10 protein-coding genes are annotated in these 16,832 nt (G+C 62.6%); 5 read left to right on the forward strand and 5 right to left on the reverse strand.

Annotation, left to right across the window (positions count from 1 at the left end; genetic code table 11):
* Nucleotides 1–12 precede the first annotated feature (12 nt).
* The 5 genes from WG899_RS19095 to WG899_RS19115 all read left to right on the forward strand — a co-directional run bounded on the left by WG899_RS19095 (nt 13) and on the right by WG899_RS19115 (nt 9,162).
* Entirely contained in the window at nt 13–729 is a 717-nt protein-coding gene (locus WG899_RS19095) for a proteasome-type protease (RefSeq protein ID WP_339597250.1), read from the forward strand.
* Nucleotides 730–824: 95 nt separating this feature from the next.
* On the forward strand, nt 825–3,725 hold the full coding sequence (locus tag WG899_RS19100; RefSeq protein ID WP_339597251.1) for an ATP-binding protein: 2,901 nt from the start codon (nt 825–827) through the stop codon (nt 3,723–3,725).
* Nucleotides 3,726–3,864: 139 nt separating this feature from the next.
* On the forward strand, nt 3,865–5,625 hold the full coding sequence (locus WG899_RS19105) for a helix-turn-helix transcriptional regulator (protein ID WP_339597252.1): 1,761 nt from the start codon (nt 3,865–3,867) through the stop codon (nt 5,623–5,625).
* A 241-nt stretch (nt 5,626–5,866) separates the two neighbouring features.
* Entirely contained in the window at nt 5,867–6,547 is a 681-nt protein-coding gene (locus tag WG899_RS19110; protein ID WP_339597253.1) for a hypothetical protein, read from the forward strand.
* On the forward strand, nt 6,547–9,162 hold the full coding sequence (locus WG899_RS19115) for a hypothetical protein (protein ID WP_339597254.1): 2,616 nt from the start codon (nt 6,547–6,549) through the stop codon (nt 9,160–9,162). Before WG899_RS19110 ends, WG899_RS19115 begins: the two co-directional genes overlap by 1 nt.
* A 231-nt stretch (nt 9,163–9,393) precedes the next feature.
* On the opposite strand, the gene truD is transcribed toward WG899_RS19115, so the two are convergent.
* The 5 genes from truD to WG899_RS19140 form a co-directional block, all read right to left on the reverse strand.
* On the reverse strand, nt 9,394–10,413 hold the full coding sequence (truD, locus tag WG899_RS19120) for a tRNA pseudouridine(13) synthase TruD (protein WP_339597255.1): 1,020 nt from the start codon (nt 10,411–10,413) through the stop codon (nt 9,394–9,396).
* 287 nt (nt 10,414–10,700) lie between these two features.
* Complete coding sequence (locus WG899_RS19125; RefSeq protein WP_339597256.1) at nt 10,701–11,702, reverse strand: diguanylate cyclase domain-containing protein; 1,002 nt, start codon at nt 11,700–11,702, stop codon at nt 10,701–10,703.
* Nucleotides 11,703–11,848: 146 nt separating this feature from the next.
* The gene (locus WG899_RS19130) at nt 11,849–12,289 is read right to left on the reverse strand and encodes a hypothetical protein (protein ID WP_339597257.1); all 441 of its coding nucleotides are present in this window, start codon (nt 12,287–12,289) and stop codon (nt 11,849–11,851) included.
* Between the two features lie 310 nt (nt 12,290–12,599).
* Nucleotides 12,600–14,909 (reverse strand): putative bifunctional diguanylate cyclase/phosphodiesterase, encoded by a 2,310-nt coding sequence (locus WG899_RS19135; protein ID WP_339597258.1) that lies wholly within the window; start codon nt 14,907–14,909, stop codon nt 12,600–12,602.
* A 38-nt stretch (nt 14,910–14,947) separates the two neighbouring features.
* Entirely contained in the window at nt 14,948–16,690 is a 1,743-nt protein-coding gene (locus WG899_RS19140) for a methyl-accepting chemotaxis protein (protein ID WP_339597259.1), read from the reverse strand.
* Between the last annotated feature and the right edge of the window lie 142 nt (nt 16,691–16,832).

The raw sequence follows: 16,832 nt of genomic DNA on the forward strand, positions 1-16,832 counted from the left end.
TATTGCGTCGCCATGCGCCTCAATGCGGGCCTGCTGTTTGCCTCGGACTCGCGCACCAACGCCGGGGTCGATCAGATCGCCACCTTCCGCAAGATGAGCCTTTTTGAGGTGCCGGGCGAACGCCTGATCACCCTCTTGAGCGCCGGCAATCTGGCCACCACACAGAGCGTGGTCAGCCTGCTGCGGCAGCGCCTGGAGATTGAAAAAGATCATCTCTACAACCGCCGCTCGATGTACGACGTGGCCGAGTTGGTGGGCCGCACGGTCAAGGAGATCGTGGCCCGAGATGCCAATGCGCAGAGCCTCGGCCAAGGCGTGGACTTCGGCGGCAACTTCATCGTCGGCGGCCAGATCCGCGGCGAGCACCCGCGCATCTTCCATGTCTATGCTCAAGGCAATTTCATCGAGGCGACCGACGACACGCCCTACTTCCAGATTGGCGAATCCAAGTACGGCAAGCCCATCATCGACCGCGTGATCAATGTGGAGACTTCGCTGGGCGAAGCCGCCAAATGCACCTTGATCTCGTTTGACTCCACCATTCGCAGCAATCTCTCGGTCGGTTTGCCCATCGATATGCTGCTGTACAAGGCCGACAGCTTTGCGCCGGCCGAGCCGCACCGCATCACCGCCAGCGACCCTTACTTCAATATGCTGCGCGAGGGCTGGGGCGGCGGCTTGAAAAAGGTCTTCGCCGCCTTGCCGGACGAAGACTGGTTCAGCCAATAAACCGCATCAAGCGGCGAGCCTGAAGCGCCGGCGACAGAGCTTTCCGCCCAGGCATTGGCTGACCCGGGAAGTCCCTGGCAAGCCCTCATGGCGACATGCAAATCGGCCTTGTAGACTGCGGCGTCCACGGGGAGCGTTGCGCCGGCATGCATTTCTTTGCCAATTCGGAAGATCTTGGCCGCCTGGAAGCCGGCTTGGCCGCGGCGTCGCCCGACACCAAGCACGCCTTGATGCTGGACCTGGCCTGGCAGCTGCGCCAGCGCGATGCCCGCCGGGCCTTGCAGTTAGCCGAACAGCTGGAACGCACAGTTGCCTCGGGCACAAGCAGCGACACGGAACGCGCACGCCAAAGCGCGCGCCTGCGACTGATACGGGCTGAGGTCGCTTGGTCTCTCGGCGATCTGGCTCTTGCCCAGCAACTGCTCGAAGCAGCGCGGTCCGCCTTTGAGGGTCTGCAAGATCCGCTGGGCTGCGGCGATGCGCATTGGCTGGCGGCCTTTCTCAGCAATGACCGCGGCGCACCCAGGCAGACCCTGCAAGACATGCAGCACGCGCGTGAAGCCTATGCAGCCGGTGACGACACTCAACGCCAACAGATGGCGCTGGCCCGCTGCATTTATGTGCAGATCTATGTGGATGCAGCGGCGGCCCAAGCCCAGTTGAACGACTGCGGGCTTGAAGAAGGCCCGACCTTGGATGCGGCCGCCGCGACCTGGCTGCATGCAGCCATCGGCCTGCTGGCCGGGCTGGGCAGCCAGCATCGGCAAGCCACCCGGCATTTCCAGCTGGCCTGCACAACAGCGCAGCAGACCGGTCAGATCAAACAAGCGGTTACGGCTGCGGCGAGCATGAGCTTCGCCTTCCTGCAATTGAACAACCCGGCGCTGGCGCTTGAATGGTCCGAGCGAGGGTTGGAGATCGCGCGTACAGCGGGCCTGGACATCTTGGCCGGCAGCATGCTGCAACGCACCGGCGAGGCCTTGCGGCAACTGGGTCAGCCGGCGGCTGCACAGACGCATCTGCTCGATGCCCTGCAGGCCTTGCAACCGGTGAAGGCCTCGCGCAATTACCTGATCGCCCTGATCGAACTGGGCGATATTGCCCTGGCCCTGGCGGAGCCGGCGCGGGCCTTGGACTGGTTCAGCCAGGCCGAGCCCATGTGTCGAGACATGGCAGCACAGGACCGCTTGATCGATGTCTTGCGCGGCCTGGCCACGGCGAAGAAACAACTGGGCCTCGCGGCGCAAGCGTTGGCCCATGCGCAGGAAGCGCTCGCGCTGTGCCATGCCTGCGGCTTTCGGGTCGAGCAGATCGAACTCTTGCAGGTGGTGGCCAGCTTGCAGCATCTGCTCGGCGCGCCGCTGTCTGGCCCGGAGGCCGCGGGTGGGCTGAATGCCGTGAGCAGCCCCGCCCTGCACTATCTGAAGCAAGCCTTGGCCCTGGGCGCGCAGCTGGACGGCTATATCGTGCCCCACACCTTGCTGGAGGACGCGGCCAGCGAATACGCCCGACTGGGCCAGCTGGAGCAGGCCTATCAGCTGGCGCTACAGGCGGGGCTGTCCCGCGAACACATCCAGTCCAGGGAGGCGGGCAACCGCGCCACGGCGGTGCAAATCAGGCACGAGATGGAACGCGCGCGGCTGGAGGCCGAGCACCTGCGCCAACTGGCCCAGGCGCAGGCCGAGCGCGCGCTGGCCGAGGCGCACCGCGCCGACGCCTTGCTGGGCGCCAATGCGACGCTGGAAGACTTGGGCAAGATCGGCCGGGAAATCACTGCCAGCCTGGACGCCGAGGCGGTGTGCCAGGCCATGGCCAGGCATGTGCAAAGCCTGCTGGACGCCGCCAGCTTTTCGATCTATCTCTTGGACTCCCAAGGACGCTCGCTGCACAGCGTTATCCGTGTCGAAAGTGGCGAGCGACTGAGTCCGCACCGCATCGCCCTGGATGACCCCGACGCCAATTTGGCGCGTTGCGTGCGCGAGGGCATCGAGATCGCGCGCTCTGTGGAGGCGGGTTTCATCAGCCCCAACCTGATCCCCGGCTCGGCGCCCATGTGCAGCATGTTGTTCGCGCCACTGACCGTAGGCTCGCGCTGTCTGGGGGCGATGACCTTGCAGTCTCCTCAGCCGCAAGCCTATGGCGAACGCGAGATGGCGATCTTTCGGACGCTGTGTGCCTACGGGGCGATCGCGCTGGCGAATGCCGAGTCGATGCAGGCCTTGAAGCGCACCCAGACCTTGCTGCTGCAGCAGGAAAAGCTGGCGTCCTTGGGCGCCATGGTGGCGGGTTTGTCGCATGAGCTGAACACGCCGATTGGCAACGCGCTGATGGCCAGCACGACGCTGGAAAGTCGCTTTGATCAAGTCGCCCAGGAACTGGCGGAAGGCCAGTTGCGGCGCTCAGCGATGCTCGGCTTTGTGGCCGACGGCAAACTCAGCTCAACCATCGTGACCACGGCAATGGAGAGCGCGGCCGGCTTGATCGCGGACTTCAAACAACTGGCTGTGGACCAGGCCTCCGAGGAGCGCCGCGAGTTTGATCTGCGGGCGCTGGTGGAGGACTGTGTGGCCGGATTGAGCCCGGCGCCGGATCCGGCCCGCTTGCAAATCCACATCGAGGTACCCCACGGCTTGCGCTGCGACAGCTATCCCAGGCCCTTGAGTTGGGCCTTGGGCAATATGCTGCAGAACTGCTTGATTCACGCCTTCAAGGGCCGCGACACCGGCCGCATCAAGATCGAGTTGCGGTTGCAAGAGGAGGTGCTGCACCTGCATGTGGTGGACGACGGCATCGGCATGCCGCCCGAGGTGCTGGCCCATGTGTTCGACCCCTTTTTCACCACCCAGCTGGGGCGAGGCGGATCAGGGCTGGGCCTATCGGTGGCGCATCGCATCGCCACCACCGTGCTGGGCGGGGACTTGCAAGCGCTGTCCACGCCCGAGCAGGGCAGCCGCTTTGTCCTGCGCTTTCCGCAGCGCGCCTTGTTCAGGCTTTAAGGCAAGTCCGGGGCTGGGCCGGGAAGCACCTGTCCGTCGGGCTGACCGGCTAGCCCGACCCAAGCAGCGCTTCGGCGTGCCATTCCGAAGTCCCGCGCGAACGGCTGCGGGCATGTGTGCCGCTCCTACAATTTGCCCGATGGATCTCTACGCCACGAACTCCTTTGTCCTGCAGTTGGAGGCCCGCCACGAGGCGCTAGCTGACGCCGAGGCGGGGCCGCTAGGGGTCGAGCTGGCCTGGCATTTGCGGCAACGCGACTGCGCACGGGCACTGCGCTTGCTCGATGCGGCCGAATCGGCCTGGAGCGATTCGGAGCAAGCAGCGGAGCGTTGGCTCGACCTGCGTTTTCGCAGCGCCCTGACCCGCTGCGAGATTGCCGCGCTGTACAGCCAGCTCGATGCCGCCGAGGCGTATTTGCTGGAGGCACGCGCCTGCTTGCCCAGCGCCGGCGACAAAGTTCTTGAGGGCGACGCCTTGCTGGCGGAGTCGGTAGTGGCCAAGGCCTGCGGCCAGCGCGAGCGCGAGTTGGAGGCCTATGGCCGTGCCAAGGCGCAGTACCAAGCCGGTGGCGACGGCGGCCGCGCGGCCATCGCGGCGGCCTGGCTGGTGCTGGAGCTGGCCTATTCGCAACCCGAGTTGCCGAGCCGACCGCCGTTGCCCGACGAGGAGGTGGCGCAGGCGGTGACCGACACGCTGTACACCGCCGCCCAGGCCCTGGTGCTGTCCCGGCGAGAGCCGGCCCAAGCGGCCACGTCTTTTCTGCAGGCCAGTGAGCAAGCGCAAGCCCATGGCCTGCTGCGCTTGGCCGTGGTGTGCACGATGAATGCCGGCGCGGCCTTGCAAGGCCTGGGTGAATACGACAACGCGGCAGCTTGCTACGGCATGGCCGCTGCGGTGGGGCGGCGCACGGCCTGGCCGGCCTTGCTGGGCGCCAGCCAAACCCGGCTTGGCGCCTTTCTGCGAGAGATCGGGCAGTTGGAACGCAGCCGGCAGCAGCTCTGCGAGGCGCTGGTCTCGATGGCGCCGGTGCCCTCTGGCATCAACAAGGCGAATGCCTGTGGTGAATTGGCGCAGACCTTGTTGGCGCTGGGTCGGGGTGTGGAAGCGCTCGCGCCGCTGGCCGATGCGATCCAGATGTACCGCGGCTTCAACTCGACCGACAACCTGGCCTTGAATTTGATTTTGCAGGCGCGCGTGCTGTCCGCGGCCGATCAGGTCGATGCGGCGCTGCGGGCGCTTGCCGATGCCCAGGCCTTGATCGATCAGCACAGCCTGAGCGCCTTGAACGTCGGCGTGCTGGACGCAATGGCAGAGATGCATCGGCGCCACCGACTGCCGCCACCGGCAGGCATGTCGGCACCCTCGGGCGCCCTCCATTTCACCCTGGCCACCCTGGAGGCCGGGCAACGCATTGCCGGCTGGAAAGCCCCTGCAGCGCTCTTTGTTAGCCTGGCCGAAGAGTGGGCCGCGGCCGGTGATTTTGCGCAGGCCTACCGAGCGGCAAGCCTTGCACTGGAGCTGAAGGACGAGGCCTTGTTGCGGCAGATGGCGCGGTCTGCGGCGCATTTGCAGTTGGAGGGCGAAGAAGACCACGGCGGCGGTGGCGGCGCCGAACCGATCCTGGACGAGGCGGGTTTGTGGCGCCCGCAGTTGACCGGGCATGCCCGGCCGAGCACGGCAGCGCCCGCCGTGGCCGGGGCCTTGAGCCCGAAGGAGCAGGAGGTCCTGCAGTTGCTGGCACGCGGCTACTCCAACAAGGAAATCGCCATCGCGCTGGCCGTCAGCGGCGAGACCGTCAAGTCGCATCTGAAGCGCTTGTTTGGCAAATTGGAAGTGGGCTCGCGCAAGCATGCCGTGAGCCGCGCCCGGACCTTGGGCCTGCCCGGCCTGTCGTCCTGAGTTCCTGCGGGTTTGTGCCACCCTCATTCAGGGTGCCCCCGCCGCGGGGGATGGTCCGTCTCGGGGGCGCTGGATAAGCTGAATTCATACACCGCTTGAGCGTCCAGACGCCACAAGCGATGGGCGCGCCCGCCGATCCGGCGGGCCGCTCCAAGGTGTTGTCGCGATCGGGGTTGCAGCGCGCCGCAAGCTCGCGGGGCATCCCCCGTCACCTTTCGCTTACCCGCCACGAGCATGGTCTATGAATCGAATCACGCCTTGTCCTTTGCCCGCCCGTCCGGGCCCTCACGCCAGTCTGCGCAGGCCCTTGCGCAGCGCCCTATGGAGTGTCTTGGGCCTGCTAGGGCTCTTCACACTGCCCACGCAGGCTTCGCAACTGGTGCCGCAAAACCTGAAGCAGATGATTCAAGCCGCCGACGTCATCGTCACCGGCGAGGTCAGCAAGGTCAGTGACGGCATCGACAACGGCCTGCCTTTCACCGAAGTGACGATGAAGGTCAAGGGCAGTGTCAAGCGTGACTTGCTCAGCAACAGCCAATACACCTTCCGCCAATACGGCCTGCTGAAGACCCGCCGCATGGCCGATGGCCGCTACATGCTGGCCACCAAGATGGAAGGCATGCCGAGCTGGGCGGTCGGCGAGCAGGTCACCACCTTCATGAACAAGCCGAGCGCGCGCAGCGGCATGAGCACGCCGGTCGGTTTGGCGCAGGGCAAGTTCACGCTCAGCGGCACACAGATGTCCAACAGCTTCAACAACCAAGACCTGTTTCGCGGCATGAGCGTGGACCCCAGCGTGCTGAGCGACAAGGAGAGCCAGATGCTGTCCAAGCAGTTGGGCGCGGTGGACAGCGGCGTGTTGAACCATCTGGTCAAACGCGCGGTCAAGGAGCAATGGATTGAAAAGGGAGTGATGCGCTGATGAACTCGATCAAACTTTCTATGACGGCCGCGCTGTTGGCGGGCTTGTCGCTGGCGCAAGCCGCCGGCCCCTTGCTGACCACCGACCACCCACGCAATCCGCAGCCGCTGCGCTGGGACACCAGCAAGGGCCCGGTTCAGGTCTATACCGACATCGGCGTGTACACCTACAAGGACGATGGCTCGGTCTTTCTGAGCAACGCGCAGGCCGACAAGATCACCGCCTTTGCGCTGAAGCAGTGGAGCGACGTGCAGACCTCCACCTGGAAGGCCGTCACCGACCCCAAGCAGTTCAAGAAGTTCAGCGAGGTGCCCAGCATCGGCATCGACGTGGTGGACGGCGAGACGGCCCAGCGGGTCTACGGTCAGTACAACGAAGGCGGTATGTACGTCATCTACGACCAGCATGGTCAGGTGATTGAAGAAATCTTTGGCGCGCCGAAAGACCAAGTCCTGGGCATCGCTTTCGCCGAGATCGCCGAAGACCGCGATGGCGATGGCTTCCCGGAGACCATCGTCAAGGCCACCGCGGTGATGAATGGCTACATCGTTTCGCACGAGGCCGCCGACCCGGACAACGGTGTGCCGCCGCCCGACCTGGACGGCAAACGGATCGCCGGTGTCTTCACCCATGAGTTTGGCCACGCGATCAACTTGTCGCATTCGCAGGTCAATGGTCAGCTGGGCTATTTCAGCTCGCCCGGCTATGGCCAGGACCTGTACCCCGGCGTTGCCGGTTGTGTGGCGCCGGTGCACTCATGGCGCAACCCGGAGCCGACGGCGAACCGTCTCGACCCCAAGTACATCGAGACAATGTTCCCCTTCATCAACCCGACCACGCTGGACGCGCACGGACACAACCCGGGGCTGGAGCAAAGCACGGTGGACCGGCCGGATGACATCGCAGCGATCTCCGATCTGTATCCAACGCCGAGCTACGCCAAGTCGCGCGGCGCCATCGCCGGCGTCCTGTACCTGAAGGACGGGCGGACGCCTTATGGCGGCATCAACATCATCGCGCGCAATGTCAATGACCCCTTGGGCGACGCGATCTCCGCCATGTCCGGCGACAAGACCCAGGGCAAGATTGGCCCCGACGGGCGCTTTCGCATCAACAACCTGACGCCGGGACAAAAATACGTCCTCTACCTCGAGGAGATCGTGGCGGGCGGCTACCCCACCACGCCCACGGCCTTGGTGTCGGAGGCTGAGTACTGGAGCGTGAATGAGCAGTCCAACGCGGCCAAGGACAAGGCCTGCACGCGCAGCGCCATCACGGCCGAAGCCGGCGTCACCAAGACGGCCAACTTCTACTTCAACGGCTATAAAGACGGCGTGCAATACACCCCGGTGACCTACGGCTTCCTGGGCAGCATGTCCAAGGACGGCGAGCGCGCGGCCGGCATCATCGACAACAAGCCCTTTGTTTGGGACGCCAAGAAGGGCGTCGAGATGGCCCCGACCGGCGTGTTGGGCACCAACGCCAGCATCACACGCGATGGCCGCTCATTGATCGTGCAAACCGACCAGAACGGTGTCGTGGCGGGCTTTGACCCCTTCAGCGGCGCGGCCCTCACCAGCAACTCGGCCGGCATCTGGGACACCCGCACTGCACGGGTGGTTGACCTTCGCAGCCTCAATGGCAATACCTGCTTTGGGGGCAGCCAAATTGGCTACTCCAGCAGCTATGGCTGGGCCTTGGATGGCAAGGGACGCACGGCGGTCGGCACGGCCTTCATTGACCGTGATGGCGACGGCGCCTGCGAAGGCAATTGGTCCGAGAGCGGCGGCTTCCTGGGCAACGAGATCGTGCCCTTCATCTGGACGGCGGCCGGTGGCATGCGCCAGCTGAGCCTGGACGGCGTCGACACCAGCAAACAACCCTGGTACCGGGCGCACGCCATCTCGGCCAACGGCCGGGTGGTGCTGGGCACCAGCAATCTGGAGCAAGCCTGGGCCTGGATCGACGAAGGTCGTCCAATCGACCTGTTCAAGGCGATTGGCGCTGTGGATGGCGGTTATGCCATGACGCCCGATGCCAGCCGCGTGGTGCTGCATTCGCGCGCCGATGGCCTGGTGTTCTGGAATGCCAACAAGGGCACCCATCCGGGCGCCTTCACCAAGATCCGCAAGCTGCAGTGGTGCAAGGACCTGCCCTTCTTGGACTTCGGCCTGAGTTGCGACAGCTATGAGGGCGGCGCCGAAGCCATTGAGCGCGACTTCGGGCCGATCCCGGTGGTGGCCAATGACATCAGCGACGACGGCCGCGTGATGATCGCTCGGGCAGGCACCTTCTGGGAAAGCGGCATGCACGGCATGTTGTGGCTGGAAGATCTGGGCTGGATCAAATTGACCGACTTCTTCCGCACCCAAGGCGTGGCCGAGGCCTATCGCTTTGGCCTGGACGGTCCGGCCTCGCTGAACGGCCGCGGGACCGAGTTGGTGGGCGGCATTCCGGGCTATCCCTTGACCTGGTACGTCGACATGAAGAAGGCCTTTGTCTGCCGACATGGCAACTCGGTCGAAACGGCCTTTCCCCACGAGTTTGTGGACCAGGTCAAGAAAGGCGCGCGAATGGGCCGCTGCGAGCATCAACCCAAGCAGACGCAAGGGTGAGCTTGAAGGCTGACACCTAGACGCAGACTTCCGCATTGCGGGCCGCCCACGTTCAGTTGGGCGGCCTTTTTCTTTGTCTCGCCAATGCCAACACGGCCTTGGATTCCCGGTTAATTCCCTCGTTAGCTCAGACGAAGGCGGGCACCGAGGGGAAAGCAACCGGACAGGAAACGATGTGCCAGGAACTGGGCCACCGCCTTCAAGCCACGGTGAGTTGCGGTGAAGGCAGCGTCATTCGACGGCCGCAGACTCGTTGTTCCCGGTGTGCCGCTCAGGCTCCGTGGTGCGGAGGATTTCGTTCAGAACGGACGTGGCGTAGTTCCCGGCGGGCAAAGAGAAGGTGAGCACCAGTTGATCGGCTTGCGGCCATTCCCATGACATCTCCCCCGGGCTGGCCACCAGGGTGCGGCGCTCCTGATCAAGACCGGCGTGTTCCATGCCGTCGCACAAGGTGACGTTGCGTTCAGCCACACCGTTCTCCAGGGCCTGCGCTTGATCGGTAGTGATCACCCGGCCCCGGCCCCAAAGCGGTCCGGTGGGCCGGCCTGCCTCGTCCAGCACGTCACCAGGCAGGGTCTTGCCCCAGAGTCCCTGCTGAATGCGCAGGGCCAGCACTTCATTAAAGACGAAGGAGCGCACCGCCGACAGGTAGATGCCCTTCTTCTTCGGGTTACGCACGCGGATCTCACGCGCCAGCATGGCCCGGCCTTGCTCGACGTTGCCGCCCTCAAAGCCGAAACGCTGCGCGCCGAAGTAGTTGGGGGCGCCGTGTGACGCAAGGGCCTGCAAATTGGCTTCAACGGCTTCGCGGTCGCCGGCGACCTCGCGCAGCACGATGCGGAATCGGTTGCCCTGCAGATCACCGGGGCGCAGCTTTTTCACGTGGCGACTCTGACTCAGGACCTTGAATTCCGGGTGCTGAAGCTGGGTCAGGTCGGGCGTCTCGCCCTTCGGAAAATAGATGCTGAACCACTGGCGGGTGATGGCGTAGCGGTCCTTCAGGCCGGCATAGCCCACGTCCCATTCCTGCACGCCAGCGGCCGCGGCCAGCTGCTGGGCGACGAAGGCGGTGTTGGCCCCGTTCTTTTCGACGTCCAACCAGATATGTTCGCCCGCCCCGGAAGGCAGCTGCAGCGGCAGTTCGGTCACGATGAAATCCTCGTTGAGGGCTTTCAAGGTGGCGCTGGCGCCGCTGGCCGGATAAGCGTTGGGCCACTGCGGCAAGGTCGTGTATTGAGGAGCGTCGGTCATGAGTGGTCTGATGGCACCAAGTGTGGAAATGGACAGGCTGTCTCGCCGACCAGGGGCAGTCCAAACCGTGATTCTCCCCCTAGCCGCATGCCATGACGAGACGTCAACAGAGGCGACCTCAGTGGAAACCGTTGGGCGCTAAGGCTGGCGGGCTCCGGGCGACCTCGTCAACTCACGGCGCCGGCGACAAACGGCCCGAGTGCGGTTGGAACTTCTGGCGATGAGTCCTGCATTGGCCCGAACAAGGCGACCCGACTTCGGCATTGCTGCGGGCGAATGCCTAAGGATCAAAACAATCCTTTTTCTATGGAGGACACAAACATGTGGAACGTATTGCGTCCCGCTTTTTTGGCCTCGTACATGGCTGCGTCGGCAGAAGGGCACAGGTCGTCGAAGCCTTGGTGCCCTTGGTTCATCAAGGTCGCGCCGATGCTGACCGTGTTTGTGCACCGAACCTCACCCAGCGCATAGGGCAAAGCCAGCGCGGCCAGTATCTTCTCGGCAATAGCACGGGTTTTTTGGGCTGCTTCGATGGCGTCTGTGCCGAGGTTTTCCAGCATCACCACAAATTCATCGCCCGAAATGCGCGCCACCGTGTCGGCTTCTCTCACCGCCGACCGCAGACGGGTGGCGATTTCCTTCAATAGCATATCGCCCGCCTCATGCCCGTACTGGTCATTGACGGCCTTGAAATTGTCAGCATCCAGAAACAACAGTGCTCCGATTTGCTGGCTTCTCTTGGCGCTATGCAGAGCCTGGCTCACGCGGTCGATCAGAAGACGGCGGTTAGGAAGCTGGGTCAACGCATCTGTCATTGCCATGTGGTGCAAGCTGGCGTTCAGTTGTTCCAGTTGTTCCTTTTGGGCGGACAGCTCGAGGTTCAGTCGTTTCAGTTCTTCCTCTTGTTGTCGCCGTGCGTGGATGTTGTAAGTTACGCCAACCAAGTGCTTGGCTTCCGGTTGGTCCGCTCGTTTGACGATTTTTCCGCTGTTGGCGTACCAAACCCAAGCGCCCGACTTCGCTCTTATTCTGAATTCGCATTGGTATTTGGCCGTCTTTCCGTCCGCATGGTCATTGAGCGCATTTCTCATCCGGTCGACATCTTCCGGATGAATGATCGCAAAGATGTTGTCCATGCAGTCGCCCGCCTCCTGCTCGGTGTACCCGAGTTCTGCATAGACTTTGGTGGCCTTTCGGGTGACCTTACCGCTGACGAGTTCGTTTTCCCAAACGTCCAAATCAGCCGTCTCCATGACCACTTTAAGGAACTCTTCCCGTGGCATCTTCATTGGATTTGGTCCCCTTGCATTGCAATGGCGCTAACTCTCGACAGAGAAATTCAACTACACCGAGCGAAGTATGGCGTGTGGAGCGGGGAGTAGCGATCAGTTGGGCCTTCTAGGCAAGTTCCTTGATTTCTGCGGGGTTCCGCCGCTCATACCTTGGCGAGGAAGGCCGCCGCATCACCCGCTTCACACTTCCAGTCTGCGAAGACCCCCACCAGATTGCATTCCACGCAGTGACAAGCGATGTAGTACCAGCGCACCTTGTGTGTGCCCTCGACCACGGAGACGCCGGACATCAGTTCGAACACCTCGTTCTCGCACACGCACTCGTGCGTCTCCGGCGCGGCCCCTTCAAGATGGTCGGCGCTGTCGCCCATCAGGTGCTCCTGCCCGCAATCGGTGCAGGTGCGGATGGCCACGCCGGCTTCTTCATCGGTCTGCAGCGCGAAAGTCCGGCACCCGCAGTCGCATTTGGACGCGGCAAACCGAACGGCCTCATGGCGATTCGCAACGCTATAGCTGCGCAACTCGGCTTGCGTGTCGCCCGACGTCGTCCCGTACCAGAACTCGCCCTTCTTCGTCAGTGCCATAGATGCTGCTCCATTCTTCAAGGTGTGCTTCCGGGCAAGCCTGACGCCAGACTCACCCCGATCATGCGGATTTTGCCTGGGGCCCGGTGAATCGTTGCCAAGGGGTAGGTTTGGGGTGACTGCCTGGAGCTGAAACGCATTGGCGACCGGCAGGTGTGCAGCGGCTGCTGTCAGTCGCCGACGGCGCTGGAACCTCCGGTAAGCGCCATCTAGCTGACGCTCACTTGGGCCACTGGCAGCGGTTCGGTTGCCTACAGTTCATTCCGAGGCTGTCGACCGACAAATTTGCGGCGCGGAACCGCCGGGAGAACTAAGCACCTGAATAGCTGCGGCCCTCTATCCAGCTCTGCAACTCGGCCAAAGGCTGCGCCTTGGCATAACGCCAGCCCTGGGCGTAATGACAGCCCAGCCCGCGCAAAGCCTCGCACTGGGCTTCGGTCTCAACCCCTTCAGCGACCAACTCCAGACCTAGTCGGCGGCCTAGATGAACAATGGTTTCGGCAAATACATTGCCGTTGTCTTGGCCAATTTTTGCCACAAAGCTGCGATCCACCTTCAAACAGTCGACCGGCAAATCGCTCAGCTGCGACAGCGAGGAATAGCCGGTGCCAAAGTCGTCGATCGCAACGCGCACGCCGAGCGCGCGTACCTGACTCAAGGTGCGTTTGACCATCAGCGGCTCGTCCATCGCAAGGCTCTCGGTGATTTCCAACTCCAGTGCTCCGACGGGCATCTGCTGCGCCAAAATGGCCGCGTCCAATTGCGCCACCAGGTCAGCATTGCGGAATTGTGCAAGGCTGACGTTGACCCCTATGCGAGTGGGAGCGCCTCGATGTCCATGGCTGTCTTGCAGGCTGCGCCAATCTGCGCAGGCCCGCTCCAAGGCCCATTGCCCGATGTCAACAATCAGTCCGGACTGCTCGGCCAGCGGCACAAATACATCGGGTGTTGCCACCATGCTGCCCTGCCCATCGGGCCAGCGTAACAGTGCTTCCAGGCCGTGCAATTTACCGCTGCGCAGGCAGACCTGAGGTTGATACCAAAGCTCCAGCTTGCCGGCCTTGAAATCGACTCGCAGGCGGCGCGCCAGTTCTAAACGCGTGCGTGACTCCACATCCATCGAAGGGCGATAGCTGATGTGACTGCAGTGCGTCGCCACCTTGGCCGCCGCCAACGCCACATTGGCATGGCTGAGCACATCGGCCGCATCCTCATTGGCATGCTTCAGCTCATCAAAGGAGCAAGCGAAGGCAACGCTCAAAGGGTGCTGCGCTATGTCTAACACCTCGTCGAACAGTTGCCGCAATTTGGACGGGTGAACTGCGTCTCTGGGTCCGACGATGCCGAACACATCGCCGCTGAGTCTGGCCAAGCTGCAAGCAGTCGGCAAACTGCCACGCAGCCGCTCGGCAATGGCAATCAGCAGTTCGTTACCGATATCGTGGCCCCAAGCATTGTTGACGTCGGCAAAGCGGCGGATGTCGAGCAAGGTCAAGGCCATGCCTTGCTCAGACTTGGCTGCGCTCTTGATCGCCTGCAGCAAATGCACCCGATTTCCAAGGTGGGTCAAGGGGTCGTGATAGGCCAAATAGTTCAGCTCTTCGATCAACTGAAGATTGTCAAAGCAGGAGGAAATATTGACACAGAAGACCTCGATCAATTGCAAATCAAGGTTTTGCAGCGAGGTTGCCGAGCGCAAGTAGACGGCGATGGCATGTTTATCGCTGCGCAGATGGAGCACGGTGGCATCGCCGAGGAAGATGTGCTGCTGTTCGCGCAAGGCCCGGTCAATCAAGGCCTTGATGCGAACATCGGGCAGACGGTTCAAGGGGTGGTCAATGCATTCGGACAAGCGCCCTGCAGCCGCGATCACGCGAACGTCTTGAGCGTCTGTGCGGCCACTTTGCTCGGCTCCCGCTTGGATGCACACGATGCCATCGGCAGGCAGGCGTAACAAGGCGGCGAGTTGCGTCAGCAGCGCCGATGAGAAGTTGCTCAAACCACGCCTTCCCATCAGATCCACCATGGCATGAACCACCCGATTGAGGCCGCGCCGGCATTCTTTGATCGTGATCAGCTGTTCATAGGCCTGCAAGGCGGGCTCGATATCGTTCAACAGTGATATCGGGTTGAAGTCACTGCTGCACCGCAAGCCGCTGACGTCAAAACGGCTGAGGAAACCCTGGCCCGGTGTTGCATGCGCCGAGCCATAGGGCTGCGGCGTACTCAGCAAGATGCGAACTTCTCGGCGTTGGCAGATTTCGCGAACATATTCAACCAAAACAGGGCCGGTGTGAATGCCGTCGAACACCACTGGCAGCATGATGAGCTGAAACTCTCCCCCCTGCTCCAGCGCCTCCATCACTTGCTGAGCCGATGAAGTCATCGTCAAACGAAGGGGCCGACCCAACAAATTGCTGCCTTGCAAGGCCCGACTCAGCGCACATTGGGATGCCACATTGGGCTCCATCACCAAAACGTTCCAGCTGGGGTCGGCGGCCAGCCTCAGCGCTGGCTCGCCCACGACTTCACCGGGAACGTTGTCGGCAGATCGTTCATCGCAGCTGGCAGCAAGCTGGATCTGCAGGCTGCTGAAGTTGCTGAAGTTGCGGGCGTTCATGATCGGCTCCGGTGCAAGTTGAGCACGTTGGAATGCGCTCAAACCGTCGACCAACCTTCAGAGCAGCTGACGCCTTCGCTTGTGGCGACCTTGCTGCGGGCTGTCACTGGCAGGCGTGCCTTGGTGGCACTCTGCGCAGCCTTAACCAAGGTCTGGCGAGCCAGCTGAGCGGGGCTACCGGTGCGGTAGCTGGCCGGCAACTCGGGGATGTAGCGCACATTGACAGCATCCTCAGGCAGCTTGAAGACCCCGACTGTCTTGACCAAACTGCTCGCTTGCTGGCTCATGCTCTCGGCGGCAGCGGCCGACTCTTCCACAAGCGCGGCATTCTGCTGCGTCACCTGATCGAGTTGGACGACCGCCTCATTGATCTGGCTGATGCCGCTGGTTTGCTCCACCGTCGCGGCGCTGATCTCGGCGATCAAGTCATTGACGCGACTCACTTGCATGACGATCTCGGTCATGGTGCTGCCGGCGGAGGCCACCAGTTGGGTGCCAACGTCGACCTTCTCGACACTGCTTGCGATCAACTGCTTGATCTCTTTGGCCGAAGCGGCCGAGCGTTGAGCCAAAGCACGCACCTCGCCGGCCACCACCGCAAAGCCACGGCCCTGCTCGCCGGCCCTTGCTGCTTCGACGGCGGCATTGAGCGCCAGGATGTTAGTTTGGAAAGAGATCGCGTCCATCACCCCGATGATGTCGACAATCTTCTTGGAGCTGGTGTTGATCTCGTCCATGGTGCGCACCACATTGCCGATCACCAGGCCACCCTGCTGGGCGACCTCCGTAGCAGCAATGGCAACCCGGCTCGCTTGGGCAGCGGTGTCGGCGTTATTGCGCACTGTGGCGGTCAACTCCTCCATGGACGCGGCAGTTTCCTCCAAGTTGGCGGCCTGCTCTTCGGTGCGCTGTGACAAGTCATGGTTGCCACTGGCGATTTGCGCCGAGGCCGTCGCGATCGATTCCGAGCCGTCACGCACCTCGGACACTACATTCAATAAGCTGATGTTCATGTCCTCCAAGGCTTGCAGCAACTGGGCAACTTCGTCGCGGCCCTGCACTTCAATCACACTGCTGAGGTCCCCTGCGGCCACCGTCTGCGCCACCTGCACAGCGCGCATGATGGGGCGCACGATGCTGCGGGTAATCAGCCAGCCGAGCAGGCCTCCCAAGGACAGAGCGATCACCGTCGCGCCCAGCATCACGCGGTCCATCAGCGTGGCCAGCGCGAAAGCGGCATTGGCATCTTGTGCAGTCTCCTTCTCTTGGAAGGCCAACAAGTCGTCCATGCGGTCTTGCCAAATCTTGGTGGCCGGGCTGGCCTTGCCGAGCAGCAAGTCGCGAGCTTTGTCGTCCTGGTCTGCGCGGGCCAATTCAATCACCTGCGTATTCAGGGGCCGGGCCACTGCAGCAGCCTCGCGCACCTTGGCCTGCAGGGCTTTCTCATCGGCGCTGGCTTCCATCTTTTCCATCTCGGCGCTGGCTTGCGCGTACTTGGCGCGTGCCGCGTCGATTTTTTGGGCCTCGCCCTCAATCAGCGACTTGTCGTCCAAGAGAACCATCGAGCGGGTCACGCGGGAAACGATGTGCACCGATTCCGACATGTCATTGACCAAACTCAAGCCGCGCATATTGTCCTCAACGATCTTGTGGATTGCGCTCTCGGTGCGATTGTTGGCGTAAAAACCAGCGGTAGCCACCGCCGCGATCAAGGCGCCCATGAGGCCGAAGCCCAGGGTCAGACGGGTACCGATCTTCAGATTGCTCAATGTGTTGCTCATGATGTTCTCCAAGGTCTGTAGGCACCGCCGTGGCGGCTGAATGAGGAAGGGCCGGGACTGACTTTGTGTCTGCTGCTTCGGCTTTTTGAGAGTCTGGGCGGCAGGTGAAGCAAGACTAAATCAATCAAATCATTCATTCAAG

The organism is Paucibacter hankyongi, assembly GCF_037482915.1.
Taxonomy (GTDB): Bacteria; Pseudomonadota; Gammaproteobacteria; order Burkholderiales; family Burkholderiaceae_C; genus Paucibacter_A; species Paucibacter_A hankyongi.

Bases quoted from the DNA above. Each gene is read 5' to 3' on its own strand.
- truD (WP_339597255.1), bottom strand. From the start codon at position 10,413: ATGACCGACGCTCCTCAATACACGACCTTGCCGCAGTGGCCCAACGCT.
- WG899_RS19140 (WP_339597259.1), bottom strand. From the start codon at position 16,690: ATGAGCAACACATTGAGCAATCTGAAGATCGGTACCCGTCTGACCCTG.
- WG899_RS19105 (WP_339597252.1), top strand. From the start codon at position 3,865: ATGGATCTCTACGCCACGAACTCCTTTGTCCTGCAGTTGGAGGCCCGC.
- WG899_RS19095 (WP_339597250.1), top strand. From the start codon at position 13: ATGCGCCTCAATGCGGGCCTGCTGTTTGCCTCGGACTCGCGCACCAAC.
- WG899_RS19125 (WP_339597256.1), bottom strand. From the start codon at position 11,702: ATGAAGATGCCACGGGAAGAGTTCCTTAAAGTGGTCATGGAGACGGCT.
- WG899_RS19135 (WP_339597258.1), bottom strand. From the start codon at position 14,909: ATGAACGCCCGCAACTTCAGCAACTTCAGCAGCCTGCAGATCCAGCTT.
- WG899_RS19110 (WP_339597253.1), top strand. From the start codon at position 5,867: ATGAATCGAATCACGCCTTGTCCTTTGCCCGCCCGTCCGGGCCCTCAC.
- WG899_RS19115 (WP_339597254.1), top strand. From the start codon at position 6,547: ATGAACTCGATCAAACTTTCTATGACGGCCGCGCTGTTGGCGGGCTTG.
- WG899_RS19130 (WP_339597257.1), bottom strand. From the start codon at position 12,289: ATGGCACTGACGAAGAAGGGCGAGTTCTGGTACGGGACGACGTCGGGC.
- WG899_RS19100 (WP_339597251.1), top strand. From the start codon at position 825: ATGCAAATCGGCCTTGTAGACTGCGGCGTCCACGGGGAGCGTTGCGCC.